The sequence below is a fragment of the Streptomyces sp. NPDC048191 genome, assembly GCF_040652655.1.
Taxonomy (GTDB): Bacteria; Actinomycetota; Actinomycetes; order Streptomycetales; family Streptomycetaceae; genus Streptomyces.
Map to the genome: position 1 here is coordinate 60,208 of NZ_JBEZMO010000013.1, position 26,026 is coordinate 86,233.

Annotated in this window: 23 protein-coding genes; 14 read left to right on the forward strand and 9 right to left on the reverse strand. The window is 72.3% G+C overall.

From position 1 onward, the window contains the following. Positions 1-8: 8 nt before the first annotated feature. Together AB0D93_RS21705 and hmgA are read right to left on the reverse strand one after the other, a co-directional pair. Positions 9-758, reverse strand: a complete 750-nt coding sequence (locus tag AB0D93_RS21705) for a GntR family transcriptional regulator (RefSeq protein ID WP_362121631.1) — start codon at positions 756-758, stop codon at positions 9-11. Positions 759-803: 45 nt separating this feature from the next. Next, positions 804-2,150, reverse strand: coding sequence for a homogentisate 1,2-dioxygenase (hmgA, locus tag AB0D93_RS21710; protein WP_362121633.1), 1,347 nt, complete (start codon positions 2,148-2,150; stop codon positions 804-806). A gap of 161 nt (positions 2,151-2,311) precedes the next feature. Between hmgA and AB0D93_RS21715 the strand changes: the two genes are divergently transcribed. The 9 genes from AB0D93_RS21715 (at position 2,312) to AB0D93_RS21755 (ending at position 13,142) form a co-directional block, all read left to right on the forward strand. Further along, positions 2,312-2,899, forward strand: coding sequence for a hypothetical protein (locus AB0D93_RS21715; RefSeq protein WP_362121635.1), 588 nt, complete (start codon positions 2,312-2,314; stop codon positions 2,897-2,899). A gap of 66 nt (positions 2,900-2,965) precedes the next feature. Further along, positions 2,966-3,583, forward strand: coding sequence for a TetR/AcrR family transcriptional regulator (locus tag AB0D93_RS21720; protein ID WP_362121927.1), 618 nt, complete (start codon positions 2,966-2,968; stop codon positions 3,581-3,583). A 474-nt stretch (positions 3,584-4,057) separates the two neighbouring features. Then, entirely contained in the window at positions 4,058-6,289 is a 2,232-nt protein-coding gene (locus AB0D93_RS21725) for a molybdopterin oxidoreductase family protein (protein ID WP_362121637.1), read from the forward strand. Positions 6,290-6,415: 126 nt separating this feature from the next. Beyond that, entirely contained in the window at positions 6,416-7,813 is a 1,398-nt protein-coding gene (locus tag AB0D93_RS21730; RefSeq protein WP_362121639.1) for a citrate:proton symporter, read from the forward strand. Between the two features lie 22 nt (positions 7,814-7,835). Beyond that, positions 7,836-9,071, forward strand: coding sequence for an MFS transporter (locus AB0D93_RS21735; protein ID WP_362121641.1), 1,236 nt, complete (start codon positions 7,836-7,838; stop codon positions 9,069-9,071). 101 nt (positions 9,072-9,172) lie between these two features. Then, a complete protein-coding gene (locus tag AB0D93_RS21740) occupies positions 9,173-9,862 on the forward strand; it encodes a hypothetical protein (RefSeq protein ID WP_362121643.1) in 690 nt (229 codons plus the stop codon). Then, a complete protein-coding gene (locus tag AB0D93_RS21745) occupies positions 9,849-10,496 on the forward strand; it encodes a class F sortase (protein ID WP_362121645.1) in 648 nt (215 codons plus the stop codon). The genes AB0D93_RS21740 and AB0D93_RS21745 overlap by 14 nt, the downstream gene beginning before the upstream one ends. Positions 10,497-10,655: 159 nt before the next feature. Beyond that, positions 10,656-12,044 (forward strand): aldehyde dehydrogenase family protein, encoded by a 1,389-nt coding sequence (locus AB0D93_RS21750; RefSeq protein WP_362121647.1) that lies wholly within the window; start codon positions 10,656-10,658, stop codon positions 12,042-12,044. 15 nt (positions 12,045-12,059) lie between these two features. Then, complete coding sequence (locus tag AB0D93_RS21755) at positions 12,060-13,142, forward strand: Zn-dependent alcohol dehydrogenase (RefSeq protein ID WP_362121649.1); 1,083 nt, start codon at positions 12,060-12,062, stop codon at positions 13,140-13,142. 3 nt (positions 13,143-13,145) lie between these two features. Here the strand turns inward: AB0D93_RS21755 and AB0D93_RS21760 are convergent, their stop codons facing one another. The 3 genes from AB0D93_RS21760 to AB0D93_RS21770 all read right to left on the reverse strand — a co-directional run bounded on the left by AB0D93_RS21760 (position 13,146) and on the right by AB0D93_RS21770 (position 15,629). After that, complete coding sequence (locus tag AB0D93_RS21760) at positions 13,146-14,075, reverse strand: DMT family transporter (protein WP_362121929.1); 930 nt, start codon at positions 14,073-14,075, stop codon at positions 13,146-13,148. 151 nt (positions 14,076-14,226) lie between these two features. Then, positions 14,227-14,940 (reverse strand): winged helix-turn-helix domain-containing protein, encoded by a 714-nt coding sequence (locus AB0D93_RS21765; protein WP_362121651.1) that lies wholly within the window; start codon positions 14,938-14,940, stop codon positions 14,227-14,229. 41 nt (positions 14,941-14,981) lie between these two features. Beyond that, a complete protein-coding gene (locus tag AB0D93_RS21770) occupies positions 14,982-15,629 on the reverse strand; it encodes a TetR/AcrR family transcriptional regulator (RefSeq protein WP_362121653.1) in 648 nt (215 codons plus the stop codon). 102 nt (positions 15,630-15,731) lie between these two features. On the opposite strand from AB0D93_RS21770, the gene AB0D93_RS21775 reads away from it, so the two are divergent. The 3 genes from AB0D93_RS21775 (at position 15,732) to AB0D93_RS21785 (ending at position 17,930) form a co-directional block, all read left to right on the forward strand. Continuing rightward, on the forward strand, positions 15,732-16,883 hold the full coding sequence (locus AB0D93_RS21775) for an acyl-CoA dehydrogenase family protein (protein ID WP_362121931.1): 1,152 nt from the start codon (positions 15,732-15,734) through the stop codon (positions 16,881-16,883). 61 nt (positions 16,884-16,944) lie between these two features. After that, on the forward strand, positions 16,945-17,232 hold the full coding sequence (locus AB0D93_RS21780) for a YiaA/YiaB family inner membrane protein (RefSeq protein WP_069783954.1): 288 nt from the start codon (positions 16,945-16,947) through the stop codon (positions 17,230-17,232). 74 nt (positions 17,233-17,306) lie between these two features. Beyond that, positions 17,307-17,930, forward strand: a complete 624-nt coding sequence (locus AB0D93_RS21785) for a TetR/AcrR family transcriptional regulator (protein WP_362121656.1) — start codon at positions 17,307-17,309, stop codon at positions 17,928-17,930. A 12-nt stretch (positions 17,931-17,942) separates the two neighbouring features. Here the strand turns inward: AB0D93_RS21785 and AB0D93_RS21790 are convergent, their stop codons facing one another. Continuing rightward, positions 17,943-18,404, reverse strand: coding sequence for a MaoC family dehydratase (locus AB0D93_RS21790; protein ID WP_362121658.1), 462 nt, complete (start codon positions 18,402-18,404; stop codon positions 17,943-17,945). Positions 18,405-18,518: 114 nt separating this feature from the next. Here AB0D93_RS21790 and soxR point away from each other — a divergent pair, with 114 nt between their 5' ends. Continuing rightward, complete coding sequence (soxR, locus tag AB0D93_RS21795) at positions 18,519-18,986, forward strand: redox-sensitive transcriptional activator SoxR (RefSeq protein WP_362121660.1); 468 nt, start codon at positions 18,519-18,521, stop codon at positions 18,984-18,986. 279 nt (positions 18,987-19,265) lie between these two features. Here soxR and AB0D93_RS21800 read toward each other — a convergent pair whose 3' ends face one another. From AB0D93_RS21800 to AB0D93_RS21810, 3 genes are all read right to left on the reverse strand, one after another. Beyond that, positions 19,266-20,333 (reverse strand): RNA ligase (ATP), encoded by a 1,068-nt coding sequence (locus AB0D93_RS21800; RefSeq protein WP_362121662.1) that lies wholly within the window; start codon positions 20,331-20,333, stop codon positions 19,266-19,268. An 833-nt stretch (positions 20,334-21,166) separates the two neighbouring features. Next, positions 21,167-21,919 (reverse strand): 3-keto-5-aminohexanoate cleavage protein, encoded by a 753-nt coding sequence (locus AB0D93_RS21805; protein ID WP_362121663.1) that lies wholly within the window; start codon positions 21,917-21,919, stop codon positions 21,167-21,169. Positions 21,920-22,016: 97 nt separating this feature from the next. After that, the gene (locus AB0D93_RS21810) at positions 22,017-22,619 is read right to left on the reverse strand and encodes a hypothetical protein (RefSeq protein WP_362121665.1); all 603 of its coding nucleotides are present in this window, start codon (positions 22,617-22,619) and stop codon (positions 22,017-22,019) included. A gap of 208 nt (positions 22,620-22,827) precedes the next feature. On the opposite strand from AB0D93_RS21810, the gene AB0D93_RS21815 reads away from it, so the two are divergent. After that, complete coding sequence (locus AB0D93_RS21815; RefSeq protein ID WP_362121667.1) at positions 22,828-25,614, forward strand: penicillin acylase family protein; 2,787 nt, start codon at positions 22,828-22,830, stop codon at positions 25,612-25,614. Positions 25,615-26,026 lie beyond the last annotated feature (412 nt).

Here is a 26,026-nt window from a genome sequence, read left to right on the forward strand (position 1 = left end):
CCCCGGTATCAGGTCGCGTCCAGCGTGACGGTGAACGAGAACCGGTCCCCCCGGTACTGGATCACCGCCACGTCCAGCACCCGCCCACCGCTGTCGTACGTCACACCCGTGTAGTGCAGGATCGGGCTGAGCAGCGGCACCTGGAGCAGCCGGGCCGTCTCCGGGTCCGCGAGCCGCGCCTCCACGGTGTCCGTGATGCGGCTGATATCCGCCTTGACGACGTCCCGGAGCACCTTGGTCATCGGCCAGCGGATCAGGTCCTCCAGGTCGATGCGCGCGGCGAGTTCGGGGCGGATGTGGTTGACGGCGTGGTTGGTCGGTTCGCCGGTCTTCTCGTCACAGCGCAGCCGGTGGTAGGTGGCCACCTGGGCGAGGTCCGGGAAGTACTCGGCGAGGCCGGGCGGCACGGGCACGCCGCCGTGGTCCAGCAGTTCGGTCGTCATCCCGGACTGCTGGGCCACGATCGCGTCCACCGAGCCCAGCAGCCGCACCGGCGCCCCGCGCCGCGCCCCGGGCTCGATGAACGTGCCGCGCCGCCGGTGACGGCTGATCAGCCCCTCGTCCTCCAGCTCCTTCAGCGCCTGCCGCATGGTCAGCACGCTCACGCCGTAGTGCTCCGCCAGCCGCTCCTCCGTGGGCAGCCGCAGCGGGTCCTCGGGGGAGCGGCCGAGTATCGAGGCGCGCAGCGACTGCGACACCTGGTACCACAGCGGCAGCTTGCGGTTCAGGACGATCGAATCCGGAGCGAAGGAGGTCACGCGGCTATCCGTACCTGTCGATGAACATGGGGCGCAACCGGGGCGTCATGCGCGGAAATGAGGCTCGAGGCCCCGCCACACGTCGTCGTAGCGCCGCTGGAGGTGGTCGGCGCCGGTCGCGTGCGGGGTGAGGGTCACCGGCCAGCGGGTCTCGAACATGAACGCCAGCCCGTCGTCGATCTTCTGCGGCCTCAGCTCGGCGGCGCTCGCCCGGTCGAAGGTCTCCCGGTCCGGACCGTGCGCCGACATCATGTTGTGCAGCGAGCCACCACCCGGCACGAAGCCCTCGGCCTTGGCGTCGTAGGCCCCCTCGACCAGGCCCATGTACTCGCTCATCACGTTCCGGTGGAAGTACGGCGGCCGGAAGGTGTCCTCGCCCACCAGCCAGCGCGGGGCGAAGACGACGAAGTCGACGCCGGCCAGGCCCGGGGTGTCCGAGGGAGAGGTCAGGACCGTGAAGATGGACGGGTCCGGGTGGTCGTAGGAGATGGTGCCGATCACATTGAAGCGGCGAAGATCATAGATGTACGGCACATGGTTGCCGTGCCAGGCGACCACGTCGAGCGGCGAGTGGTCGTACGTCGCCGTCCAGAGGTTGCCACAGAACTTGTTCACGACCTCCACCGGGCCGGTCGCCTCCTCGTAGGCGGCGACGGGTGCCTGGAAGTCCCGGGCGTTGGCCAGCCCGTTGGCGCCGATCGGGCCGAGGTCGGGGAGCTGGAACGGCGCCCCGTAGTTCTCGCACACATAACCTCGGGCGGAGTCGTCCAGCAGCTCCACACGGAAGCGCACCCCACGGGGGATCAGCACCACATGGGAGGGCTCCACGGCGAGCCGGCCGAACTCGGTGTGCACCAGCAGTCCGCCGCGCTCCGGCACGATCAGCAACTCGCCGTCGGCGTCGGAGAAGACACGCTCCATCGAGGCGTTGGCGTGGTAAAGGTGCACGGCCATGCCGGTGCGCTGGGTGGCGTCACCGTTGCCGCCGAGGGTCCACAGGCCGGCCAGGAAGTCGGTGCCGGCCGGCGGCTCGGGCAGCGGGTTCCAGCGCAGCCGGTTGGGGTCGGGCACGGTCTCGGTGAACGGGGCCGTGCGGATGGCGCCGTTGTCGGTGCGGGTGAACGCCGGGTGCGCGGCCGACGGGCGGATGCGGTAGAGCCAGGAGCGGCGGTTGTGCGACCGCGGCTCGGTGAACGCCGTACCGCTCAGCTGCTCCGCGTACAGCCCGAGCGGGGACCGCTGTGGCGAGTTGCGGCCCTCGGGCAGGGCGCCCGGCACCGCCTCCGAGGCGTGCTCGTTGCCGAACCCGGTGAGATACGACAGCCCCGCGGCGGTCTTCCGCGCTTCCCCGCGCGCGAACCCGCTCGCGCGAGAGGTGCCCCCATCGCTCATGATCGCTCCCTTGCGCTCCTGATTCCTATGTAACACCGTAGGAATAGGTGGGGGCAGGCGCAAGAGGGCATCGAGTACTCCGTCAGGGGGACCGCGTGGGGCGGGTGGAACCAGACTTGAGGCGGATTCGGCGGACCGGAGTGTTGTTCTACTCTCCGGGCATGCCGAGGACGTCGTGGACCCGCAGGACGCTCGCCGCGCTCGCGGCGGGCGTCCTGCTGCCGCTCGGCGCCGCGGCCTGCGCGACCGGTCACGCCCAGGGCGGCACGGTCTCGCCCTCGCCGGTGGGCAAGGTCCTGGACGACACCGACGGGACCGGCCGGCATCTGCGCGAGGTCGACAAGAAGGGCGCTCCGGAGGTCGGCGTCGAGGTGACCCCCGACTCCGGCGGCGGCTGGGACGTGCGGCTGACCTTCCGCCACTTCCGCTGCTCCGCGCCCGGTGCCGGACCGAAGGCGGTCACCGGACGCGGTCTCGTGTACCTCTTCGTCGACGGCCGGCGGATCACCGGGCTGCGCTCCCACGGGTACCACCTCCCCGACGGACTCGTCCGGCACGGCACCCACCACGTCACCGCGCGCCTGTACGCCGACGACGGCACCGTGTGGGCCGTCCACGGCAAGCCGGTCCAGAGCACCGCCGACATAACGGTGTCGGGTGAGGAGACCGGCGCGGACACGGCCACGGCCGATCCCCCGGCCGGTACGGCGACCGCGACTGCGACCGCGACCGCGACCGTGCGGAAATGAGTGCACCGGCCACTCTTCTCCGTATCTGGAGGGCGAGGTTCACCGGACCGAAGGGGGAGAGGCATGATGAAGCCCGTGCCCCACGCGACATCGCTCCGCCGTGCGCCCGTCCAGCGGCGCAGTGCCGAACGGCTGACCAGGATCCTCGACGCCTGCGCCGAACTCCTCGACGAGGTCGGCTACGACGCCCTGAGCACCCGCGCGGTCGCTCTGCGCGCCGGTGTGCCCATCGGCTCCGTCTACCGGTTCTTCGGCAACAAGCGGCAGATGGCCGACGCCCTCGCCCAGCGCAACCTGGAGCGGTACACCGAGCGCGTCACCGAGCGGCTCAGGAAGGCGGTCAAGGGTGACTGGCGGGCCGCGATGGACGCGGTCCTCGACGAGTACCTGGCCATGAAGCGCACCGCGCCCGGTTTCTCCCTGGTCGACTTCGGCAACCAGATACCGGTCGGCGCCCGCCACTCCGAGCCCAACACCCGGGTCGCCGACCGGCTCACCGCACTGCTCTCCGGCTACCTGGACCGCACCCCCGACGACGACCTGCGCCGCGTCTTCCTGGTCGCCGTGGAGAGCGCGGACACCCTCGTCCAACTGGCCTTCCGCACCGACCCGGCCGGTGACGAGGCGATCATCACCGAGACCCGGGAGCTGCTGCGGGCGTACCTGGGGCGCGTACTCGACTGACCCGCGGCGGACCGGCACCGCCGCCGACCGGAGTCACGGCACGCCCTGGGGCCGAGGACGGGGCCATCTGCCACCGGCCGCGGGTCCACGCCGCAGCGGCACACGGTGCCCCGCCTCACCCTCGGAAGCGGCACACGGTGCGCCGCCTCGCCCCCGGAAGCGGCACACGCCCCCCGAGCCTGAAAGGCTGCCGCCCGCTGGGCCGGGGCGGCTCGGTCCGGTTCGCCGCCGTGGACATCGGCGAGCCCGGTCCGCACCCTGTGGCGGGGGTGGGTGCGGTCGCCGTGCGCGCCGGCGGTCGGCGGCCCGCCGCGTCGGTTCCCGTGGCGCCTCGCGACGAGGAGCGGCGCCGAACGAACCCGAACGTGTGCCGCGACAGGACTCCCCTCCATGCATACCGGTCGGTATGCTCGCGCTGAGCCGGTCGCCCGTCCGTGCTCGTCCGGCATCGCCGCCCACCCTCCGGGAGGACCCGTGTCCCGCACCGCCCTGCGAATCTGCCCCCTGTGCGAGGCCACCTGCGGGCTCACCCTCACCGTGGAGGGCACCCGTGTCACCGGCGCCCGCGGTGACCGCGAGGACGTCTTCAGCAAGGGGTTCATCTGTCCCAAGGGCGCCTCCTTCGGGGCCGTCGACTCCGACCCCGACCGGCTGCGCACCCCGCTCGTCCGCCGGGACGGCGAGCTGCGCGAGGCCACCTGGGAGGAGGCCTTCGACGCGGTTGCCGCCGGTCTGCGCCCGGTCCTGGAGGGCCACGGCGCCAACTCGGTCGGCGTGGTGCTCGGCAACCCCAACGTGCACACCGTGGCCGGCGCCCTCTACCCGCAGGTGCTGCTCGCCGGCCTGCGCACCCGCAGCGTGTTCACCGCCTCCACGCTCGACCAGATGCCCAAGCACGTCTCCAGCGGCCTGCTCTTCGGCGACGCGAACGCCATCCCCGTACCGGACCTGGACCACACCGACCACCTGCTCCTGATCGGCGCCAACCCCCTGGAGTCCAACGGCAGTCTGTGCACCGCCCCCGACTTCCCCGGCAAGCTCAAGGCGCTCAAGGCCCGCGGCGGACACCTCACCGTGGTGGACCCGCGCCGCACCCGCACCGCGAAGCTCGCCGACCGGCACCTGGCGATCCGCCCCGGCACCGACGCCCTGCTGCTCGCCGCGATGGCACACACCCTCTTCGCGGAGGACCTGGTCGGCCTCGCCCACCTCGCCCCGCACGTCCAGGGACTCGACGAACTCCGGGAAGCCATACGTGACTTCACCCCGGAAGCCGTGGCCGAGGCCTGTGACATCGACGCGCCGACCATCCGTGCCCTCGCCCGCGAACTCGCCGCCGCCCCCACCGCCGCCGTCTACGCCCGCATCGGCAGCTGCACCGTCCCGCACGGCACCCTGGCCAGCTGGCTGGTGGACGTCCTCAACATCCTCACCGGCAACCTGGACCGGCCCGGCGGCGCGCTCTTCCCGCAGGCCGCCACCGACCGGACGCCCCGCCCGGCCGGTCCCGGGCGCGGCTTCGCGCTCGGCCGCTGGCACTCGCGGGTGCGCCAACTCCCCGAGGCCAAGGGTGAGTTGCCGATCTCCGCGCTCGCCGAGGAGATCGACACCGCGACGGACGAGGGCGAGCCGCTCCGCGCGCTGATCGTCGTGGCCGCCAACCCCGTGCTGTCCGCCCCGGACGGCGACCGCCTCGACAGGGCCCTCGGCTCGCTGGACTTCATGGTCAGCGTCGACCCCTACCTGAACGAGACCTCCCGCCACGCCGACGTCGTACTCCCCCCGCCCCCGCCCTCCCAGAGCCCGCACCACGACTTCGCCTTCAACACCCTCGCCGTGCGCAACCAGGTCCGCTACAGCCGGCCCGCGGTCCCGCTGGAGCCCGGCCGGATGGCCGAGAGTGAGATCCTCGCCCGGCTGATCCTCGCGGCCACCGGCATGCACGGCGCCGACCCGGCCGCCGTCGACGCGATGGTCGTCGACCAGACCCTCGGCAAGGCCGTACAGGAGGAGCACTCCCCGGTGCACGGCCGTGACCCGCGCGAACTCGCCGGGCAGCTCACCGGCGACACCGGCCCCGAGCGACGGCTGGACATGATGCTCCGCCTCGGCCCGTACGGCGACGGTTTCGGCGTGCGACCCGACGGACTCACCCTGGACAAGCTCCTCGCCCACCCGCACGGCATCGACCTCGGTCCGCTGCGCCCGCGTCTGCCGCAGCCGCTGAGGACCGCGAGCGGCAAGGTCGAGCTGCTGCCCGGGCCGGTCGCCGCCGACCTGCCCCGGCTGCGCGCGGCCCTGCGCGAGCGCCCCGAGGGGCTCGTCCTCGTCGGCCGCCGCCATCTGCGCTCCAACAACAGCTGGATGCACAACGTCCCGGCCCTCACCGGCGGCTCCAACCGCTGCACCCTGCACATCCACCCCGAGGACGCGGCCCGGCTCGGTGTCCGGGACGGGACGGACGTACGGGTGAAGGGCGCCGGGGGAGAGGTGGTCGCGCCCGCCGAGGTCACCGACGCCGTACGGCCGGGAGTGGTGAGCCTGCCGCACGGCTGGGGCCACGACCGCCCCGGCACCCGCCTCGGCCACGCCGCCACGGCGCCCGGAGTCAACGTCAACCAGCTCCTCGACGGCAGCCTGCTCGACCCGCTGTCGGGCAACGCTGTCCTGAACGGCATCCCCGTCCAACTCGCCGCAAGCCTGTGACCTGGACTTTCGCGCGTATTGCTCACGCGTCAACATCTTGTTAACGCCAGTCGACGCGACCTAACGTCATCGCACCGCCGACCCCCAGGTGGGATGTTCAAGGGCGAACGTTAGGTATCCACTCATATGCTGACCATCCTCGGCTTCGCCATGATCGCGACCTTCCTGGTCCTGATCATGCTGAAGAAGATGTCGCCGATCGCGGCGCTCGTGCTCATACCCGCGCTGTTCTGCGTGTTCGTGGGCAAGGGCGCCAAGCTCGGCGACTACGTCATCGACGGCGTCACCGGCCTCGCCCCCACCGCGGCGATGCTCATGTTCGCGATCGTCTACTTCGGTGTGATGATCGACGTCGGCCTCTTCGATCCGATCGTGCGGGGCATCCTCAGGTTCTGCAAGGCCGACCCGCTGCGCATCGTCGTCGGTACGGCGGTCCTCGCCGCGATCGTCTCCCTGGACGGCGACGGCTCCACCACCTTCATGATCACCGTCTCGGCGATGTACCCGCTGTACAAGCGCCTGAAGATGTCCCTGGTCGTGATGACCGGCGTGGCCGCCATGGCCAACGGCGTGATGAACACGCTGCCGTGGGGCGGCCCGACCGCCCGGGCCGCCACCGCGCTCAAGGTCGACGCGAGCGACATCTTCGTGCCGATGATCCCGGCGCTCGCCGTCGGCCTGGTCTTCGTGCTGGCCCTCGCGTACGTCCTCGGCCGCCGTGAGCGCAAGCGGCTCGGCGTGCTCACGCTGGACGAGGTGCGGGTGGAGGAGAAGGAGACCGTGCTGGTGGGCGCCGGCGCCGGTGGTGGCAGGGCCGCCCAGGGCACCGGTGGCGGCCCGGGTCCCGCCGCGGGCCTTCCCGGCCGGCCCGAGGAGGAGGGCTTCCAGGGACTCGACCCGAACCGCCCCACCCTGCGCCCCGGGCTGTACTGGTTCAACGGACTGCTGACGGTGGCCCTGCTCACCGCCATGATCATGGAGTGGCTGCCGATCCCGGTGCTGTTCCTGCTCGGCGCGGCCCTCGCCCTGACCGTCAACTTCCCGTACATGCCCGACCAGAAGGCGCGGATCGCCGCCCACGCGGAGAACGTCCTCAACGTCTCCGGCATGGTCTTCGCCGCCGCCGTCTTCACCGGGGTCCTCCAGGGCACCGGCATGGTCGACCACATGGCCACGTGGCTGGTGGACAACATCCCGGCCGGCATGGGCCCGCACATGGCCTTCGTCACCGGCGTGCTGAGCATCCCGCTCACGTACTTCATGTCCAACGACGGCTTCTACTTCGGCATCCTGCCGGTGCTCGCCGAGGCGGGCCATGCGCACGGCGTCTCCTCCCTGGAGATCGCCCGCGCCTCGATCGTCGGTCAGCCGCTGCACATGTCCAGCCCGCTCGTCCCCGCCGTCTACGTCCTGGTCGGCATGGCCAAGGTGGAGTTCGGCGACCACACCCGGTTCGTGGTCAAGTGGGCCGCGCTCACGTCGCTGGTCGTGCTCGGCGCGGCCGTCCTGTTCGGCATCATCTGAGCTCTCGACGGAGGTCGTGTCCATGGCGCCCGGTGGGAACCGCGGCTGGCTGCTCCGCCTCGTCCTCGCCTTCGGCTTCGCGCAGGGGGCGGTGTCGATGGCCCGGCCCGCGGTCTCCTACCGGGCCCTGGCGCTGGGCGCCGACGAACGCGCCGTCGGTGTCATCGCCGGCGTCTACGCCCTGCTCCCGCTCTTCGCCGCCGTCCCCCTCGGCCGGCGCACCGACCACGGCCGCTGCGCACCGCTGCTCCCGGCGGGCGTGGTCCTGATCTCCGGTGGCTGCGCGCTGAGCGGACTCGTCGGCTCCCTGTGGGCGATGGCCCTGTGGAGCGGGGTGATGGGCCTCGGCCACCTCTGCTTCGTCATCGGCGCGCAGTCGCTGGTCGCCCGCCAGTCATCGCCGCACGAACAGGACCGCAACTTCGGCCACTTCACCATCGGCGCCTCCCTCGGCCAGCTCGTCGGCCCGGTCGCCGCGGGCGCGCTGATCGGCGGCCCGGACATGGCGGGCAGCAGCGCGCTCGCGCTGGTGGTGGCGGGCGCCGGCGCGGCGGTCGCCTTCACCTCGCTGTGGCGCATCGAGGACCGTACGGCCGTCGGCTCCCGCCCGCCGCGGGGCGCCCGTGTGCCGGTCGCCGGGATCCTGCGCGCCCGGGGCGTGCCCGCGGGCATGCTGATCAGCCTGTCCGTCCTGTCCGCGACCGACATCCTCACCGCCTACCTTCCGGTGGTCGGCGAGCACCGGGGCATCGCCCCCGCGGTCGTCGGCGTCCTGCTCGGCCTCCGCGCCGGTGCCACCATCGCCTGCCGGCTGGTCCTCACCCCGCTGCTCCGGCTGCTCGGCCGTCCCGCGCTGCTCACCCTGACCTGCTTCCTGGCGGCCGTCCTGTGCGCCGGGGTCGCGCTTCCGGTGCCGGTGTGGGCGCTGGGCGCGATGCTCGCGGCCCTGGGCTTCTGCCTGGGCGTGGGGCAACCGCTGTCGATGACGACGGTGGTGCAGGCGGCGCCAGACGAGGCCCGCTCCACGGCGCTGGCGCTGCGCCTGACGGGCAACCGGCTGGGCCAGGTCGCCGCGCCGGCCGCGGCGGGCCTGGTCGCGGGGCTGGCCGGGGTGGCGGCGCCGTTCGTGATGCTGGGGGCGTTGCTGCTGCTGTCGTCGGTGGCGGGAAGGCGCTCGCCGGGGCGGCCGGAGGGGGCCGGACGGGTGGCGGGGGAGCGGGCGAGGGGCACCGGATTGCGCCGCACGAGCGATCTCTGACGGCGCGTCGGGCGTCGGTGCCGTGGGGAGAGGCGAACATCGCGCAGAGTCCAGGCGAAAGAGCGATTTGTATGAAAATCGTCTGACTCGGAGGAATGTGTATGCCCACCCAGACCTCACCCCGTGTCATCGGCTCCCGTGCAGGCGCCACTGTCGTCCTCGCCGCCCTCGCCGCGGTGGGTGCGTCGTGGGTGGCGGCGCCGAACGCGGCGGCCCAAGGGGCGAACGGCGACATCAGAGTGCACAACGTGGTCGGACACCAGGCGATGGCGCAGGACGATCCGGTGGTCTGCAAGTTCTACCTCGATGCCGTCAATTTCGACATCCTGCCCAACATCCCCTACATCATCCAGGCGCAGCCCCCGCTGCCGAGCGCCGCCACCGTCACCGGTGTCATCCAGCTCGCCGAAGGCGCCGGGCACACCGACGTGATCGGCCTGGCCGACGGGCAGTACAAGCTCACCTGGGTCGCCGCGGGCGCCGTCAAGGAGAAGCTCTTCCGCGTCAACTGCCACGAGCAGCACGAACAGCACGACCGGCACGACGAGGGGCGCGGTCCCGGGCAGATCGAGGACCACCAGGACCACCGTGATCAGGACGGCCCGGGCTGGGGCGGGCGGGACGACCACGACGACCCGCCGAGGGGCGGTGTGCACGCGGGCGGCGGCGGTCTCGTCGACACGGCCGCCGCGTACTCGCCGGTGGCCGCCGCGGGTGCCGTGGGCCTGAGCGCGGTCGGCGGTGTGATGTACCTCCGGCGCAACCGCCGACGGCCTCATGGCGCCGCGTAGGCGCCGACGCAGGCCCTGGTACCGGACCCGCGCCTACCGCCTCACCAGGACGGCCGTGCTGGTGACCGTCCTGGTGGCGGTGGGCGGCAGGTGCGGGGGGCATGGCGGGCACGCCGGGTCCGGCGGCCCGGACGCGGTGGCGGCCGCGGCCCCACCCACCCCGCCGCCCCACCCGCTGCCCCGCTCCCGGCCGACGTCCTTCCGCATCCCCTCGCTGGGGATCGACGCCCCGGTCACGGCCCTCGGGCTCGACAAGGACCGGCGGCTGGAGACCCCGCCCGTCGACGAGCCCCGGCTCGTCGGCTGGTACGAGGGCGGTGCCACACCGGGCGAGTCCGGCACCGCGGTCGCCGTGGGCCACCGCGACACCACGACCGGTCCCGCCGTCTTCTCCGCGCTCGCTCTGGTCAAGCCCGGCAAGCCCATCGAGGCCAGGCGCGCCGACGGCCGCACCGCCGTCTACACCGTGGACCGGGTGAAGGTCTTCGACAAGGCCGGCTTCCCCGACAAGGAGGTCTACGGCCCCTCCCGGCGCCCCGAACTGCGCGTGCTCACCTGCGGCGGCTACTTCAGCAAGCGGACGGGCTACACCAGCAACGTGGTGGTCTTCGCGCACCTGAGCGCGACCAGGTGACGGACCGGACCGCGCGGCGCGCTCCCCCGGCCCGCCACCCTGCCCCGGCCGGTGAGCCGCGGCCGCCCCCGGCGATGATGTCCGGGTACGTCTGGCGCCGAAAAACTAACGCCGCTAGTTTGTGTGCCGGACGACGTAGCCCCGCCGGGAGGAAGCAGCATGAAGGCACACGACGGCCTGTACATCGACGGCGCCTGGCGCCCAGCCGCGAGCGCGGACGTCATCGAGGTCGTGAATCCTGCCGACGAGCAGGTCATCGGCAGGGTGCCGGCGGGCGGCGCCCTGGACGTCGACACGGCCGTACGCGCCGCGCGGGCGGCCCTGCCCGGCTGGGCGGCCACACCCCCGGCCGAGCGCGCCGCGCGCCTCACCGCCCTCCGGGACGTCCTCGTGGCCCGCAAGGACGAGATCGCCGAGACCGTCACCGCCGAGCTGGGCTCCCCGCTGCCGTTCTCCCAGGCCGTGCACGCGGCCGTGCCGATCGCGGTGGCCGGTTCCTACGCCGAACTGGCCGCGACCCACCCCTTCGAGGAGAAGGTCGGCAACTCCACCGTCCTGCACGAGCCGATCGGCGTGGTCGCCGCGATCACCCCCTGGAACTACCCCCTCCACCAGATCGTCGCCAAGGTCGCCCCGGCGCTCGCCGCGGGCTGCGCGGTCGTCCTCAAGCCCGCCGAGGACACCCCGCTCACCGCCCAGCTGTTCGCGGAGGCCGTCCATGAGGCGGGCGTGCCGGCCGGCGTCTTCAACCTCGTCACCGGCCTGGGTCCGGTCGCCGGCCAGGCCCTGGCCGAGCACCCGGACGTGGACCTCGTCTCCTTCACGGGCTCCACGGCGGTGGGCAGGCAGATCGGCGCGGTGGCCGGCGCGGCCGTCAAGAAGGTGGCCCTCGAACTCGGCGGCAAGTCCGCCAACGTCATCCTGCCGAGCGCCGACCTGGCCAGGGCGGTGAACGTCGGCGTCGCCAACGTGATGTCCAACTCCGGCCAGACGTGCAGCGCCTGGACCCGGATGCTGGTCCACCGCGACCGGTACGACGAGGCCGTCGAGCTGGCCGCCGCGGCCGCCGCCAAGTACGGCGACCGCATCGGCCCGGTCGTCAACGCCAAGCAGCGGGCGCGGGTGCGCGGTTACATCGAGAAGGGCATCGCCGAGGGCGCCCGCGTGGTCGCCGGCGGACCCGAGTCCCCCCAGGAGAAGGGCTACTTCATCAGCCCCACCGTCTTCGCGGACGTCACCGCGGACATGACCGTCGCCCAGGAGGAGATCTTCGGCCCGGTCCTGTCGATCCTGCGGTACGACGACGAGGAGGACGCCCTGCGCATCGCCAACGGCACGGTCTACGGCCTCGCCGGCGCCGTCTGGGCCGGTGACGAGGCCGAGGCCGTGGCCTTCGCCCGCCGCATGGACACCGGCCAGGTCGACATCAACGGCGGCCGGTTCAACCCCCTCGCCCCCTTCGGCGGCTACAAGCAGTCCGGGGTCGGCCGGGAACTCGGCGCGCACGGACTCGCCGAGTACCTCCAGACCAAGTCCCTCCAGTTCTAAGGAAGTACGCGACCCATGGCCGTACGAGCCGCCGTCCTGCCCGCCATCGGCGCCCCCCTGGAGATCACCGGCATCGACCTGCCCGACCCCGGCCCCGGACAGGTCCGCGTCCGCCTCGCCGCCGCCGGCGTCTGCCACTCCGACCTGTCCCTGTCCAACGGCACCATGCGCGTACCGGTCCCGGCGGTCCTCGGCCACGAGGGCGCGGGCACGGTCGTGGCCGTGGGCGAGGGCGTCACGCACGTCACCGCGGGCGACCCCGTCGTCCTCAACTGGGCCCCGTCCTGCGGCCGTTGCCACGCCTGCGCGCTCGGCGAGGTCTGGCTGTGCGCCAACGCCCTGAACGGCGCCGCCGACGTCCACGCCCGCACCACCGACGGCACCGAGCTGCACCCCGGCCTGAACGTGGCCGCCTTCGCCGAGGAGACGGTCGTCTCCGCGTCCTGCGTGCTGCCCCTGCCGGAGGGGGTGCCGCTGGTCGACGCCGCCCTGCTCGGCTGCGCCGTCCTCACCGGTTACGGCGCGGTCCACCACTCGGCGCGGGTCCGCCGGGGCGAGACGGTGGCCGTCTTCGGCGTCGGCGGAGTCGGCCTCGCCACCCTCCAGTCGGCCCGCATCGCGGGCGCGTCCCGGATCATCGCCGTCGACGTCTCCCCCGAGAAGGAGGCGCTGGCCCGAGCGGCCGGCGCCACGGACTACGTCCTCGCCTCCGACACCACCGCCCGCGAGATCCGCTCCCTCACCGGCAAGCAGGGCGTCGACGTCTCGGTCGAGTGCGTGGGCCGCGCGGTCAGCATCCGCGCGGCCTGGGACTCCACCCGCCGCGGCGGCCGTACGACCGTCGTCGGCATCGGCGGCAAGGACCAGGAGGTCACCTTCAACGCCCTGGAGATCTTCCACTGGGGCCGCACCCTGTCCGGCTGCGTCTACGGCAACACCGATCCCGCCCGCGATCTGCCGGTGCTCGCCGAGCACGTACGGGCGGGCCGCCTCGACCTCTCCGCACTCGTCACCGAACGGATCGGCCTCGACGGCATCCCGGGCGCCTTCGAGAACATGCTCGCGGGCAAGGGCGGCCGCGCGCTGGTCGTGTTCTGAGGTTCAGCCGACCTTCTCGGGTCGCGGCTCCCGGGCCGCGACCCGCCGGCTCCGCCCCGGGACCCGGGAGCGCGACACCGCCACACCCGCGAGGCAGAGCACACCGCCGGCCAGTGTGAGCAGCCCCGGCACCTCGCCCAGCAGCAGCCACGACATCAGCACCACCAGCGCGGGCACGGCGTACGTCGTCGCGCCCATCCGGCTGGCGGTGGTGCGGGCGAGGGCGTAGGCCCAGGTCGTGAAGGCCAGCGCGGTCGGGAAGACGCCCAGGTAGACCATGTTCAGGGTGGCCGACGCGGGCGCGTGGGCCGCCTCGTGCGCCAGCTGCCCGGTGAACGGCAGACACGCCACCGCCCCGACCAGACACCCGAACGTCGTCACCTGCAGCGCACTCGCGTGTCCCAGGGCCGGCTTCTGCGCGACGACACCGGCGGCGTACGCCACGGCGGCGAGCAGACACAGCACCACGCCGAGGACGGAGGATCCGCCCCCGCCCGACATCGACAGCCCCACGGTCACCGCACCCGCGAAGGACACGGCCATGCCCGCCAGCAGGCGCGGCGGCATCGGGTCACCGAGCAGCCGGGCGCCGAGCAGGGCGATCAGCAGCGGGCCGACGTTCACGACGAGGGCGGCGGTACCGGCGTCCACCTGTTGCTCACCCCAGTTCAGGGCGACCATGTAGAAGCCGAACCACAGCACCCCGGAGAGCAGGATGCCGCGCCACGCGGCCCGGGGCGGCAGTCCTTCCCCGCGTATGGCCCAGATGATCCCCAGGGCCACGGCTCCCGACGCCAGCCGTCCGAGGGCCAGCGCACCGGGGGAGTACTCCTGGCCCGCACTGCGGATCGCCACGAAGGCGGACGCCCAGAGGACGACGGTCACGCAGGCGGCGCCGGCGGGAAGGAGACGGTGGCGTGGGGCGGCGTTCATCATGCTCCCGAGGTTAGGCAGGGGACTGGGGCGTGGCTGGCGGAAACCGGACAGCGTCGGAGCGCCCGGGACAGGCGCCGGGGACCGCGCGACCGGCCACGACGGACCCGCACCCGGCGGATCACGGAACCCCCCATCCGCGAGGCCGCCCTCAGCACAGCTCCTCCGGCGAGATACCGAGGAGGACCGACAACTCCCGCTCCCCCGACGGAGTCACCTTCACCGCCCGCTCCGACCCGATCCGCACACACCACCCGGCGTCCAGCGCGTGCCGGCACAGCGCGGCCCCCGCCGCTCCCGCCAGATGGGGCCGCCGCTCGGTCCAGTCGAGGCACGCACGGGCCAGTGGGCGCCGGCCCGACACGTCCAGGGCGATGCCCGCCGTACCGAACCACTCCACCCCCGCCTCCGTGAGGGCGAACCCGGTGTCCTGCCGCAGCAGGCCCCGCAGGGTCAGCGCATCGGTGACCGCGATCCCGAGCCGCCCGGCGAGATGGTCGTAACAGGTACGGCCCCGGGCCATCGCGGACCCGGCACTCGATTCCCGCAGCGACCGGGGAGGGCGCCGTACGGCCGCCGGGGGCAGGTGCGCGGTGAGCCCCTCGACGAGCTCCGCCACGCGCGCGTCGGCCAGCCGGACATACCGGTGCCGCCCCTGCCGTTCCTGCGCCAGCAGGCCGCCGGTCACCAGTCTGTCCAGGTGCTCGCTGAGCGTCGAGGGGGCGACCCCGGCGCGCCGGGCGAGCTCACCGGCGGTCCAGGCCCGCCCGTCGAGCAGGGCCAGCAGACACGCCGCCCGGGTCTCGTCGGCGATCAGCGAGGCGAGCGCGGCGAGACCGGCGGCCTGGGGGTCCTTGGCGGTCATGAACCCCAGCATGCGCGACGGACACTTCGGCGCCCACCGAATTATCGCTGCACGCTCTGCCGTACCTGCTCGTACTGCTGCGCCAGCCCGTCCAGCAGTGCCGTCAGCCCGGTCTCGAAGGCCCGCTCGTCGATCTTCTCCTGCTGTTCGGCGAGGAGGTGGGCCTGCCCGAGGTGGGGGTAGTCGGCGGGGTCGTACGCGCTGGCGTCGTCCACGAAGCCGCCGGCGAAGGAGCCGAGCGCGGAGCCCATGATGAAGTACCGCATCAGCGCGCCGATGGAGGTCGCCTGGGCCGGTGGCCAGCCGGCGTCGACCATCGCGCCGTAGGCGGCGTCGGCCACCCGCAGCGCGGCCGGGCGCCGCCCGGGGCCTCGCGCGAGCACCGGCACGATGTTCGGGTGGTCGCGCAGGGCCGCCCGGTAGGAGACGGCCCAGTCGTGCAGCGCGGTGCGCCAGTCCCGGCCGTCCTCGAACACCGACAGGTCGACCAGCGCGCTCACCGAGTCGGCGACCGCCTCCAGGATCTCGTCCTTGGTGCGGAAGTGGTTGTAGAGCGAGGGCCCGCTCACGCCGAGCTCGGCGGCGAGCCGGCGGGTGGAGACGGCGGCCAGTCCCTCCCGGTCCACGAGTTCCCGGGCCGTCTCGACGATCCGGTCGGTGCTGAGGAGGGGCTTGCGCGGTCGGGCCATGGCGCACATAGTAGGGCTGCGGCTGGAAACTAGCAGTGCTAATTTAAATGTACGGGTTTCAAGATCCGTCGAGGGATTCTTTCTGTGTGGGGTGATCGCGTGGTGAACCTGGAGCTGAGCGAGGAACAGGCCGCCGTACGGCAGCTCGCCCGGGACTTCGTGGAGCGCGAGATCGCCCCGCACGTCGTCGCCTGGGACCGGGCCGAAGAGGTCGACCGGGGCATCGTGAAGAAGCTCGGCGAGGTCGGCTTCCTCGGGCTGACCGTCGACGAGGAGTACGGCGGCTCCGGCGGCGACCACCTCGCCTACTGCCTGGTCACCGAGGAACTGGGGCGCGGCGACTCCTCCGTGCGCGGCATCGTGTCCGTGTCCCTCGGGCTCGTCGCCAAGACGATCGCGGCCTGGGGCGACGAGGAGCAGAAGCGGCGCTGGCTGCCGGGGCTGACCGCGGGCGAGTACGTCGGCTGCTTCGGCCTCACCGAACCCGGCACCGGTTCCGACGCCGGCAACCTCACCACCCGTGCCGTACGCGACGGCGACGACTACGTCGTGAACGGCACGAAGATGTTCATCACCAACGGGACCTGGGCCGACGTCGTCCTGCTCTTCGCGCGCTCCACCGACGCCCCCGGCCACAAGGGCGTCAGCGCCTTCCTGGTGCCCACCGACACCCCCGGCCTCACCCGCCGCACCATCCACGGCAAGCTGGGCCTGCGCGGCCAGGCCACCGCCGAACTCGTCCTCGAGGACGTGCGGATACCCGCCTCGGCGCTGCTCGGCGAGGAGGGCAAGGGTTTCTCCGTCGCCATGTCGGCGCTCGCCAAGGGCCGGATGTCGGTGGCCGCGGGCTGTGTGGGAATCGCCCAGGCCGCACTGGACGCGGCCGTGCGGTACGCGGGTGAGCGCGAGCAGTTCGGCAGGCCCATCGCCCACCACCAGCTGGTGCAGGAGCTGATCAGCGACATCGCCGTCGACGTGGACGCCGCCCGGCTGCTCACCTGGCGGGTCGCCGATCTGATCGACCGCGGCCGGCCGTTCGCCGTCGAGTCCTCCAAGGCCAAGCTGTTCGCCTCCGAGGCCGCCGTCCGTGCCGCGAACAACGCCCTCCAGGTCTTCGGCGGCTACGGCTACATCGACGAGTACCCGGCCGGCAAACTCCTGCGCGACGCCCGTGTGATGACCCTCTACGAGGGCACCAGCCAGATCCAGAAACTGCTCATCGGCCGTGCCCTGACCGGGGTTTCGGCGTTCTGAGTACGTCGTCTGAGTACTTCGGCGGATGTGGCGGGGGCCACGTCCGCCGATGCTCTTTGCCATGAGTGACACACCGGTCAAGCAGCAGAGCACGGCAGCCTTCTACGGCCAGGCCGTCGCCTCCTTCGCGGTCGCCATGTCGGCCACCGCCATCGGCATCTACCAGCTGGACACCAGTGCCTGGGTCCGGGGCTTCCTCGCCATCGCGGTGCTGTACCTCGTCACCTCCGCCTTCACCCTGGCCAAGGTGATCAGGGACCGGCAGGAGGCGGGGCAGATCGTGAGCCGGGTCGACCAGGCGCGGCTGGAGAAGCTGCTCGCCGAGCACGATCCCTTCGAGAAGATCTGAGCAGGCGCGCTAAGCGCTCGCTCACCTTCGGCGGTATGGTGGTGCTCCTGTCACCGAGAGGGGTCGAGCGAGCGATGAGTACGGCGGAGGAGACGACCGGCGGCGAAGTGGAGCCGTGGGAAGAGGTCACCCCGGACGCGGCCCGACGGCTGCTCGTCGCCGCCGTGGAGGCCTTCGCCGAGCGCGGCTACCACGCGACGACCACCCGCGACATCGCGGGCCGCGCCGGCATGAGCCCGGCCGCGCTCTACATCCACTACAAGACCAAGGAAGAGCTGCTCCACCGGATCAGCCGGATCGGCCACGACAAGGCCCTCGACATCCTGCGCACGGCGGCCCGGCGGGAGGGCCCCGCGAAGGAACGGCTGGCCGACGCGGTCAGCTCCTTCGTCCGCTGGCACGCGGGACGGCGCACCACCGCGCGGGTCGTGCAGTACGAACTCGACGCGCTCGGCCCCGAGGCCCGCGCCGAGATCGTCGCGCTGCGCCGCCAGGTCGACGCCGAGGTGCGCGGGATCATCGAGGACGGCGTGGCCTCGGGCGAGTTCGACGTGGCGGACGTCCAGGGCACCACGCTCGCCGTGCTGTCCCTGTGCATCGACGTGGCGCGCTGGTTCACCGTGAACGGCCCGCGCACCCCCGAGCAGGTCGGCGCGCTCTACGCCGACCTCGTGCTCCGGATGGTCGGGGCGCGGTAGCCGGTCCCCGGCTCAGAAGTAGTACCGGGACACCGACTCCGCGACGCACACCGGCTTGTCGCCGTCCTCGCGCTCCACGCTGAACGCGATGGTCACCTGCACACCGCCGGTGACGTCCTCCACGCCGGTGATCTTCGCGGTGGCGCGCAGCCGGGAGCCGACGGGGACGGGAGAGGGGAAGCGGACCTTGTTGGTGCCGTAGTTCACGCCCATCTTCACGCCCTCGACCCGGATGAGCTGCGGCCCGAACAGGGGGAGCAGCGAGAGGGTCAGATAGCCGTGCGCGATGGTCGTCCCGAACGGCCCGGCCGCCGCCTTCTCCGGGTCCACGTGGATCCACTGGTGGTCGCCGGTGGCCTCGGCGAACAGGTCGATGCGCTTCTGGTCGACCTCCAGCCAGTCGGTGTACCCCAGCTGCTCGCCGACGGCCGCCTTCAGCTCGTCGGGGGAGGTGAAGGTCCTCGGTTCTGCCATGTTCCCGGCCTCTCGCTCGTCTCGCTCGCATCTCTAAGCGACTGCTTAGCATGGTCGGGTGAGCGGCGCCTGTCAACGGATCGCGACCGGCAGCGGGCGACTAGGCTCTGAGGGGTGCCCCAGATCCCCGAGAAGATCCACGAGCTGACCGTCGGCCAGTTGTCCGCGCGCAGCGGCGCCGCCGTCTCCGCCCTCCACTTCTACGAGTCCAAGGGCCTGATCACCAGCAGGCGCACCACCGGCAACCAGCGCCGCTACAGCCGAGACACCCTGCGCCGGGTCGCCTTCGTCCGCGCCGCCCAGCGGGTCGGGATTCCCCTCGCCACGATCCGCGACGCCCTGGCGGAACTGCCCGAGGAACGCACGCCGACCCGGGAGGACTGGTCGCGGCTGTCGGAGAAGTGGCGCTCGGAACTCGACGAACGCATCAAACAGCTGAACCGTTTGCGCGACCACTTGACCGACTGCATCGGATGCGGGTGCCTGTCCCTGGAGACCTGCGTGCTGTCCAACCCGGACGACGTGTTCGGCGAGCGGCTGACGGGATCGCGGCTCATGGCCGAGCAGCGCCAGGTGTATTGATCACGAGCGTTGTCAACGCTCGCTGGGCTTGATCACGGCGAAGACCTCCGGTGGGGTGGAGCTGTCCAGGACTGCACCGCGGTGACCCGCCGGCCACCAGCGCCGTCCTCCCGGTCAGAGCACCCATCGTCGACTCCCTCGGTCGGTCCGGTCCCGCTCCCGGGGCCGGTCGTGGGTCCACCCTGGACGGGACCGCTCACCGCCCGCTCACCGCGCGCTCACCGGCACCGGCACCGGCAGCGGCACCGGCACCGTCACCGTCACCGGGCACGGAAGCGGTCACTCGTACTCCGTGCCGCCCTTGCGCGTCAGGTACGCCGGGCTGACCGCCTTGGCGATGGCCCGGCCCCCGGTCACCGCGCTGTACCGCTCCACCGCAGGCCGTATCACCACGCCCTCCCGCAGATGCAGCCCCCGCCCCGACACCGTCTCCCGCCCGCTCGCGAACTCCAGCACCCGCGCGACGTCGTACGGCCCCGCGTACAGCCGGGGCACCACCGGCAGCTCACCGTCCAGCAACTCCGCCGCGTCCAGCCAGCGCACGGTGCCGTCGACCTCGACCGAGACGTCGAACGCCGCGTACCCCAGCGTGTCCCGCCGCCCGTCGGCGCCGTAGGACAGGTCCTGCACCCCCACGCCGTACACCTCCCCGAAGACGCCGACCCGCGAGGCGCCCAGCCGCTCACAGAGCCTCGCCGCCGCCTCGGCCACCCCGTGCCCGCGCACGGCCCGCCAGTACAGGTTCCGGGGGTCCTCCCGCAGCGCCAGGGACTTGGCGCCGAAGCCCTTGGAGGACACGTACACCCGTCCCTCGTCGGCGACATACGTCAGCAGGCAGGCCGAGCCGTGCAGTTTCTCCGTCAGGACCACCGGCTCGCCCGGCGTGAAGAGGTCCGGGTAGCGCTGGATGTTCTCGATGTCGACCCAGGGCAGCAGGCCGGGCGCGGACTCCCCCTCGCCGTTCATGGTCGGCGGGACCGGCGGGACCCACTTGGTGATGCCCAGCCGCTCGGTGAAGTCCGTCCCCTCGGCCGCCGCCCGCGTCAGGTCGACGTCCGCCAGTGCCTCGGGCCTGCACACGATCCCCTGCGACAGCTCGCCCCGCAGCCGCACCGCCCTGACCCGGTTGGCCTCGCCGCCCGCCAGCCGCCCGGTCAGCCCCAGCTCCTCGATCAGACCGGACGGGAGCACCGACTGCTCGGGGATGTAGACGGCGGCCTCACCGGTGCGGTAGGCGCCCTTGGCGACGACGGCCCGGTACAAGCCCACCTGGGCCAGTTCGAGCGCGTCGGCGTTCGGATGCTCGTGGACGGTCAGTACTTCGGCGGTGACGCGCAGAGTGGACATGGGACTCCCCGTTCATGGGTTCGGTTTCATCGCCTCCACTGTCCGGACGGGAATCCGTTGGAGCGAGCGGATTCGGGGCTGGTAGCGTCGGCCCCTTCGACCGGCCGCGCCGCCGCGCACCGAGTACCGGTCCGGGGCCGGACTCCCGTGCCCACGCCTGCCCTTGCCGCCACCCTCGCCGACCTCGACACGGTGTCCAACGGCCGGGCCGGCCCCGCGAAGACCGGCCGCGAGCGCTGTTTCGCACCGCGGGAGACAGCGTGTCCGCGCACGCCGTGCACCCGTCTCCCGCCCGGCCAGCTGAACCGGTTCGCGCACAAGGTGCCGGACCGCTCCGAGGATCACGCCGCCGTGACGCGGCGCCTGCTGCCGCGGTGTGCCCGCGCGACGGCCGGCGGCACCCCGGAGGGCGTCGGCCGGCGGCAGCACGGTCTGAGCCGGGTGAACCGGCGCGCCTGGCCCGCCCGCACAGCAGGCCCCCGGCCGTCGAGGTGTTCGCGCTCGCCGGGTGGGAGGACGTGCTCCCGGCGTCCGGGCCGCCCCACCCGGCCGAGGACGTGTCCGAGACGTGCGCCTCGAACCTGGGCACCATGACCCCGTTGCCCGTCCGGTGGCCGGTCGGTCCCGTCGCCGACGCCCGCCCCGCCCGCCTCGCGGTCCCCGCTGTACGACCTGATGAGCGACGGGTGGACGTTCACCTGGTGGGACCGGGACGACGCGGCCGCCACCGTCACCGGGCTGCGGTCCTGGCCCGCCCGGCACACGCCCGCCCGCCCACCTGCGGGCACGGGGCAAGTCGGCCTGGCCAAACGTGCCCAACTGCTCGGCCCGCCCTACGACGAACGCTGGAACGCCCTGTACTGGACCAGTCCCTCCGCCACCAACTGGGCGTTGCCGCACGCGCGTCGGCCGTCCGGCAGGAACAGGGTGTCCTCCAGCCCGATCCGGGTCGCGAGGCCCAGCCGTCCCGCCAGCCGGAGCACCGGCCAGGTGCCGCCCTCCTCGCCGTGCAGGAGCACCGGCCGGCCGTGGGCGGTCCCCAGCTCGGCCAGCAGGGCCCGCGCCGAGGCCTCCGCGGTCGCCGCATCGGGGTCGGTCACCTCGGCGAGCACGCGCAGCACCCTCGGCCCGAGCGGCGAGGCCGCGAAGCGGGTCGCTGCGTCCGTACCGGACCAGATGCCCGCCTCGACGCCCACGCCGATGGCCAGCAGCTCTTCGGCGACCGCTTCGGCGCCCGGCTCATGCCAGTTGACCGAGGCGAAGTCCGGCAGCACGGACCAGCTGCGCAGCCGGGCGAGCCGGGCCTCCGGGCCGGGCTCCGCCCAGGCGCCGGTCGTCACCCCGACCGGCACCCGCACCCGCGCCCGTACCGCCTCCAGGACCGGAGCGAGGACGCGCGGGGAAAGGCTGTCATGGCCGCACGGAGTCTTCGGATGGACGTGGACCGAGGTGGCACCGGCCGCGACCGCCTCCGCCGCGGAACGGGCCATGTCCTCGGGCGACATCGGCACGGTGGCGCTGTCCGCCGGGGAACGGCGGCCGTTCAGACACGCCTGCACAAAACGCTCCGTTGGAAGGGTCGTCATGGGTGGCGTCACGACAATGCCGTCGGGCGGCCGCGGTCGTCCAGCCCGACAGGGGTGCGGCATCCCCCTACGCACCCCCCGGGGGAAGTCCCCGATCTCAGGCCGACATCAGCAGCCGACCCCGCCCGGCGAAGGCCAGCGCCTGCGGAGTGAGCACCGGACGCGGCACGAGGATTCCGCAGTCCGTGCAGACCGGGCCGGACGACGGCTCGTGGTCCAGGCCGTACCGCCAGACCAGGCGGTCCCCGCCGCACACCGGGCAGCCCGCGCCCGGTTCGCGCTCCAGCGCGGCGATGAGCCGGCGCAGCACCTCGGCGAGCGGCTCGCCGGGATGGACCCGCGGGTCGTCGCACCACGCGACCCCGAAGCCACCCCAGGTCATCCGGTGCCAGTCGTCCACGCTGCCCGGCCGGCGCAGCCCGTCGTGCTTCTCCTTCCTGCGCCGCTCGGTGAAGTCGGTCTCGTAGGCGAGCCAGACGGACCGCGCCTCCTCCAGCTCCTCCAGTGCGGCCACGAGCCGCGCCGGGTCGGGGGAGCGGTCCTCGGGGCCGAAGCCCGCCCGGGAGCACAGATGGTCCCAGGTCGCCCGATGCCCGTAAGGGGCGAACTTCTCAAGGCACTTGCGCAGTGAGTAGCGCCGCAGTGCCAGATCGCAGCCCGGATCGCGTACCTGTCTCGCCAGACTCCGGAAACCGGCCATCGCCCTGCACCTCCGTCACACCTGCACCTGTACTTCGGTCACTTCGGCGTCTCCGTACGGACGTCGCCGAATAGACGTATCGACAGGCGATTCGGCTCCATCTCTTCTCGTGGGTCTTCCTGCGGACTCCAGAAAGTGACGCATGTTCATCTTCAAACTCGGGGATACCGGCGGTAACGTTCGGCCACCCCTGTCGCTAGGAGCTGCCATGCCACGGCGAACCCCACGCACCGCCCTTGACAGACTGAGAACGTCCCGCCGCTTCACCGGGTTCCTGAAGACCGCGTCGATATGCGTTCTCGTCGGCGGTCTTCTCTCCCCACTCACCCAGCAGGCGGCCGCCGCGGCGGCCGCCGCCCCGAACGACTACTGCGGCGGCCAGTGTTCCGACATCCTGCCGCCCGGCGAGAACGGCAACGCGACGCTCGCGCAGATCCTGCTCAACCAGGCCTTCGGCACCCAGCCCTCGCACGCCGAGGACCAGCTCGGCCCGTACGCGGGCCTCTCCACCGGCTACGCGGGCCTGTCCGACTCGACCATCAACAACTTCTTCAACGACGCCTCCTTCGGCGTCCCGTCCGACCAGGTCGCCTCCACCGAGAAGCCCGGCGGGCGCGGCGACGTGACGATCGTCCGGGACAAGAAGACCGGTGTGCCGCACATCACCGGCACCACCCGGTACGGCACCGAGTACGGCGCCGGCTACGCGGCGGCCGAGGACCGGCTGTGGCTGATGGACGTCTTCCGGCACGTCGGCCGCGGCCAGCTCACCTCCTTCGCCGGCGGCGCCGCCGCCAACCAGGGCCTGGAGCAGGAGTTCTACCGCAACGCGCCGTACACCGAGGCCGACCTGCAGGCGCAGATCGACAACGCGGTGGCCAAGAACGGCGCCCGCGGCCAGCAGGCCCTCGCCGACGCGAACGCCTATCTCGCCGGCGTCAACGCCTACATCGACGCCTCGGACAGCGGCCGTTACTTCCCCGGCGAGTACGACCTGACCGGTCACAAGGACCCGATCACCAACGCCGGCACCATCGACCACTTCAAGATCACCGACCTGGTCGCCCTCGCCTCCGTCATCGGCTCGCTGTTCGGCTCCGGCGGAGGCGGTGAGGTCAGCAACGCCCTCTCCCTGCTCGCCGCCCAGGACAAGTACGGCGTCGAGGAGGGCACCAAGGTCTGGGAGTCCTTCCGCGAGCGCAACGACCCCGAGGCGGCCCTGACCGTCCACAACGGCGAGAGCTTCCCGTACGGCACCAAGCCCGCCGACGCCAAGGGCGAGGCCCTGCCCGACGCCGGCTCGGTCACCCAGGAACCGCTCGTCTACGACCGTACCGGCAGCGCGGCCACCGCGGCCGCCAAGAGCACCTCCGCCACCGCCGCGAAGACCACGCTCGGCTCCGCCAAGCGCGGGATGTCCAACGCGCTCGTGGTCAGCGGCAAGTACACCGCGAGCGGGCATCCCATCGCCGTATTCGGCCCGCAGACCGGCTACTTCGCCCCGCAGCTGCTCATGCTCCAGGAGATCCAGGGCCCGGGCATCAGCGCCCGCGGCGCCTCCTTCGCGGGCCTGAGCATGTACGTCGAACTCGGCCGCGGCCAGGACTACTCGTGGTCCGCGACCACCTCCGGCCAGGACATCATCGACACCTACGCCGTCGAGCTGTGCCAGGACGACTACCACTACCTGTACCACGGCACCTGTACGGCCATGGACAAGGTCGAGCAGAAGAACGCCTGGTCGCCGACCACGGCCGACAGCACGCCGGCGGGGTCGTACACCATGCGCGTCTGGCGGACGAAGTACGGCCCGGTGGAGTACCGCGCGACCGTCGGCGGCAAGAGGGTCGCCTACACCACGCTGCGCTCCTCGTATCTGCACGAGGCCGACTCGATCATCGGCTTCCAGATGCTGAACGACCCCGATTTCGTCAAGGGCCCGAAGGACTTCCAGAGCGCGGCCCAGCACATCAACTACACCTTCAACTGGTTCTACGCCGACTCCCAGCACACCGCGTACTACAACAGCGGCGACAACCCGGTGCGGGCCTCCGGCGTCGACTCCGAGTTCCCGGTCTGGGCGCAGCCGGCGTACGAGTGGCGGAACTGGGATCCGGCCACCAACACCGCCGACTACACCCCGGCCTCCGCCCACCCCGGCTCCATCGACCAGGACTACTACATCTCCTGGAACAACAAGCAGGCCAAGGACTACACGACCGCCTCCTGGGGCGACGGCTCCGTGCACCGCGGCAACCTGCTCCAGGACCGGGTGAAGAGGCTGGTCGCGGCCGGCGGGGTGACCCGTACGAAGCTGGTGCAGGCCATGGCCGACGCGGCCCTCGCCGACCTGCGCGCCGAGGACGTGCTGCCCAAGCTGCTCAAGGTGATCAACTCCTCGGCGGTGACCGACTCCACGGCCGCCGCCGCGGTGAGCAAGCTCCAGGCGTGGGTGAACGCGGGTGCCAAGCGCACGGAGACGTCGGCCGGTTCGAAGGCCTATGCCGACGCCGACGCGATCCGCATCCTGGACGCGTGGTGGCCGCTGCTGGTCAAGGCGGAGTTCGAACCGGGCCTTGGCAGTGACCTGTACACGGCGATCACGAACGACATCCCCGTGGACGAGGCCCCGTCCGCCGGACACGGCCCGACCGGTTCGCACGCCGGAAGCTCCTTCCAGTACGGCTGGTGGAGCTATGTCGACAAGGACATCCGGGCGGTGCTCGGGGAGAACGTGCAGGGCGGGCTGGCCGAGAAGTACTGCGGCGGCGGCAGCCTCAGCGCCTGCCGCGACGCCCTGATCAGCACCCTGGACCAGGCGGCCGGGATGACCGCCGCCCAGGTCTACCCGGGCGACGACCAGTGCTCGGCGGGCGACCAGTGGTGCGCCGACTCGATCGTCCAGCGCACCCTGGGCGGCATCAAGCACGGCAAGATCAGCTGGCAGAACCGGCCGACCTTCCAACAGGTGGTGGAGTACACCTCGCACCGCTGACCAGCCGGCCGCTGGCCAACCGGCGTTGGCAAACGGGCGTTGGCGAACGGGCGTTGACAAACCGACGTTGGGGAACCGGTGTCGGGGAACCGGCGTCGGCAAACGCCCGTCGGCCAACGCCCGTTGGTCGACACTTGTTGGCCAACGGGCGTTTGGTCAACGCCGGTGGGCCAACACGTACGGGTCGACGCCGGTGGGCCAACACGCGTGGGTCACCAGTGGGCTGGCGGCCGCAGGTCAACGCCGGTTGGCCAACACCGGTGGACCGGCGGCCGCGGTCCAGCCCCGATTGGCCAGCGGCCGATGCCGACACCGGATGGCCGACGGCCGTAGGCCAACGCCTGTTGGTCCACCCCTGACGGCCCACCCCCGTGGGTCAACGCCTGTTGGTCAACGCCTGTTGGTCAACTCC

Coding starts and splice junctions, on each gene's coding strand:
- hmgA (WP_362121633.1), bottom strand. CDS start 2,150: ATGAGCGATGGGGGCACCTCTCGCGCGAGCGGGTTCGCGCGCGGGGAA.
- AB0D93_RS21715 (WP_362121635.1), top strand. CDS start 2,312: ATGCCGAGGACGTCGTGGACCCGCAGGACGCTCGCCGCGCTCGCGGCG.
- AB0D93_RS21720 (WP_362121927.1), top strand. CDS start 2,966: ATGAAGCCCGTGCCCCACGCGACATCGCTCCGCCGTGCGCCCGTCCAG.
- AB0D93_RS21730 (WP_362121639.1), top strand. CDS start 6,416: ATGCTGACCATCCTCGGCTTCGCCATGATCGCGACCTTCCTGGTCCTG.
- AB0D93_RS21735 (WP_362121641.1), top strand. CDS start 7,836: ATGGCGCCCGGTGGGAACCGCGGCTGGCTGCTCCGCCTCGTCCTCGCC.
- AB0D93_RS21740 (WP_362121643.1), top strand. CDS start 9,173: ATGCCCACCCAGACCTCACCCCGTGTCATCGGCTCCCGTGCAGGCGCC.
- AB0D93_RS21745 (WP_362121645.1), top strand. CDS start 9,849: ATGGCGCCGCGTAGGCGCCGACGCAGGCCCTGGTACCGGACCCGCGCC.
- AB0D93_RS21750 (WP_362121647.1), top strand. CDS start 10,656: ATGAAGGCACACGACGGCCTGTACATCGACGGCGCCTGGCGCCCAGCC.
- AB0D93_RS21755 (WP_362121649.1), top strand. CDS start 12,060: ATGGCCGTACGAGCCGCCGTCCTGCCCGCCATCGGCGCCCCCCTGGAG.
- AB0D93_RS21760 (WP_362121929.1), bottom strand. CDS start 14,075: ATGAACGCCGCCCCACGCCACCGTCTCCTTCCCGCCGGCGCCGCCTGC.
- AB0D93_RS21765 (WP_362121651.1), bottom strand. CDS start 14,940: ATGACCGCCAAGGACCCCCAGGCCGCCGGTCTCGCCGCGCTCGCCTCG.
- AB0D93_RS21770 (WP_362121653.1), bottom strand. CDS start 15,629: ATGGCCCGACCGCGCAAGCCCCTCCTCAGCACCGACCGGATCGTCGAG.
- AB0D93_RS21780 (WP_069783954.1), top strand. CDS start 16,945: ATGAGTGACACACCGGTCAAGCAGCAGAGCACGGCAGCCTTCTACGGC.
- AB0D93_RS21785 (WP_362121656.1), top strand. CDS start 17,307: ATGAGTACGGCGGAGGAGACGACCGGCGGCGAAGTGGAGCCGTGGGAA.
- AB0D93_RS21790 (WP_362121658.1), bottom strand. CDS start 18,404: ATGGCAGAACCGAGGACCTTCACCTCCCCCGACGAGCTGAAGGCGGCC.
- AB0D93_RS21800 (WP_362121662.1), bottom strand. CDS start 20,333: ATGTCCACTCTGCGCGTCACCGCCGAAGTACTGACCGTCCACGAGCAT.
- AB0D93_RS21805 (WP_362121663.1), bottom strand. CDS start 21,919: ATGACGACCCTTCCAACGGAGCGTTTTGTGCAGGCGTGTCTGAACGGC.
- AB0D93_RS21810 (WP_362121665.1), bottom strand. CDS start 22,619: ATGGCCGGTTTCCGGAGTCTGGCGAGACAGGTACGCGATCCGGGCTGC.
- AB0D93_RS21815 (WP_362121667.1), top strand. CDS start 22,828: ATGCCACGGCGAACCCCACGCACCGCCCTTGACAGACTGAGAACGTCC.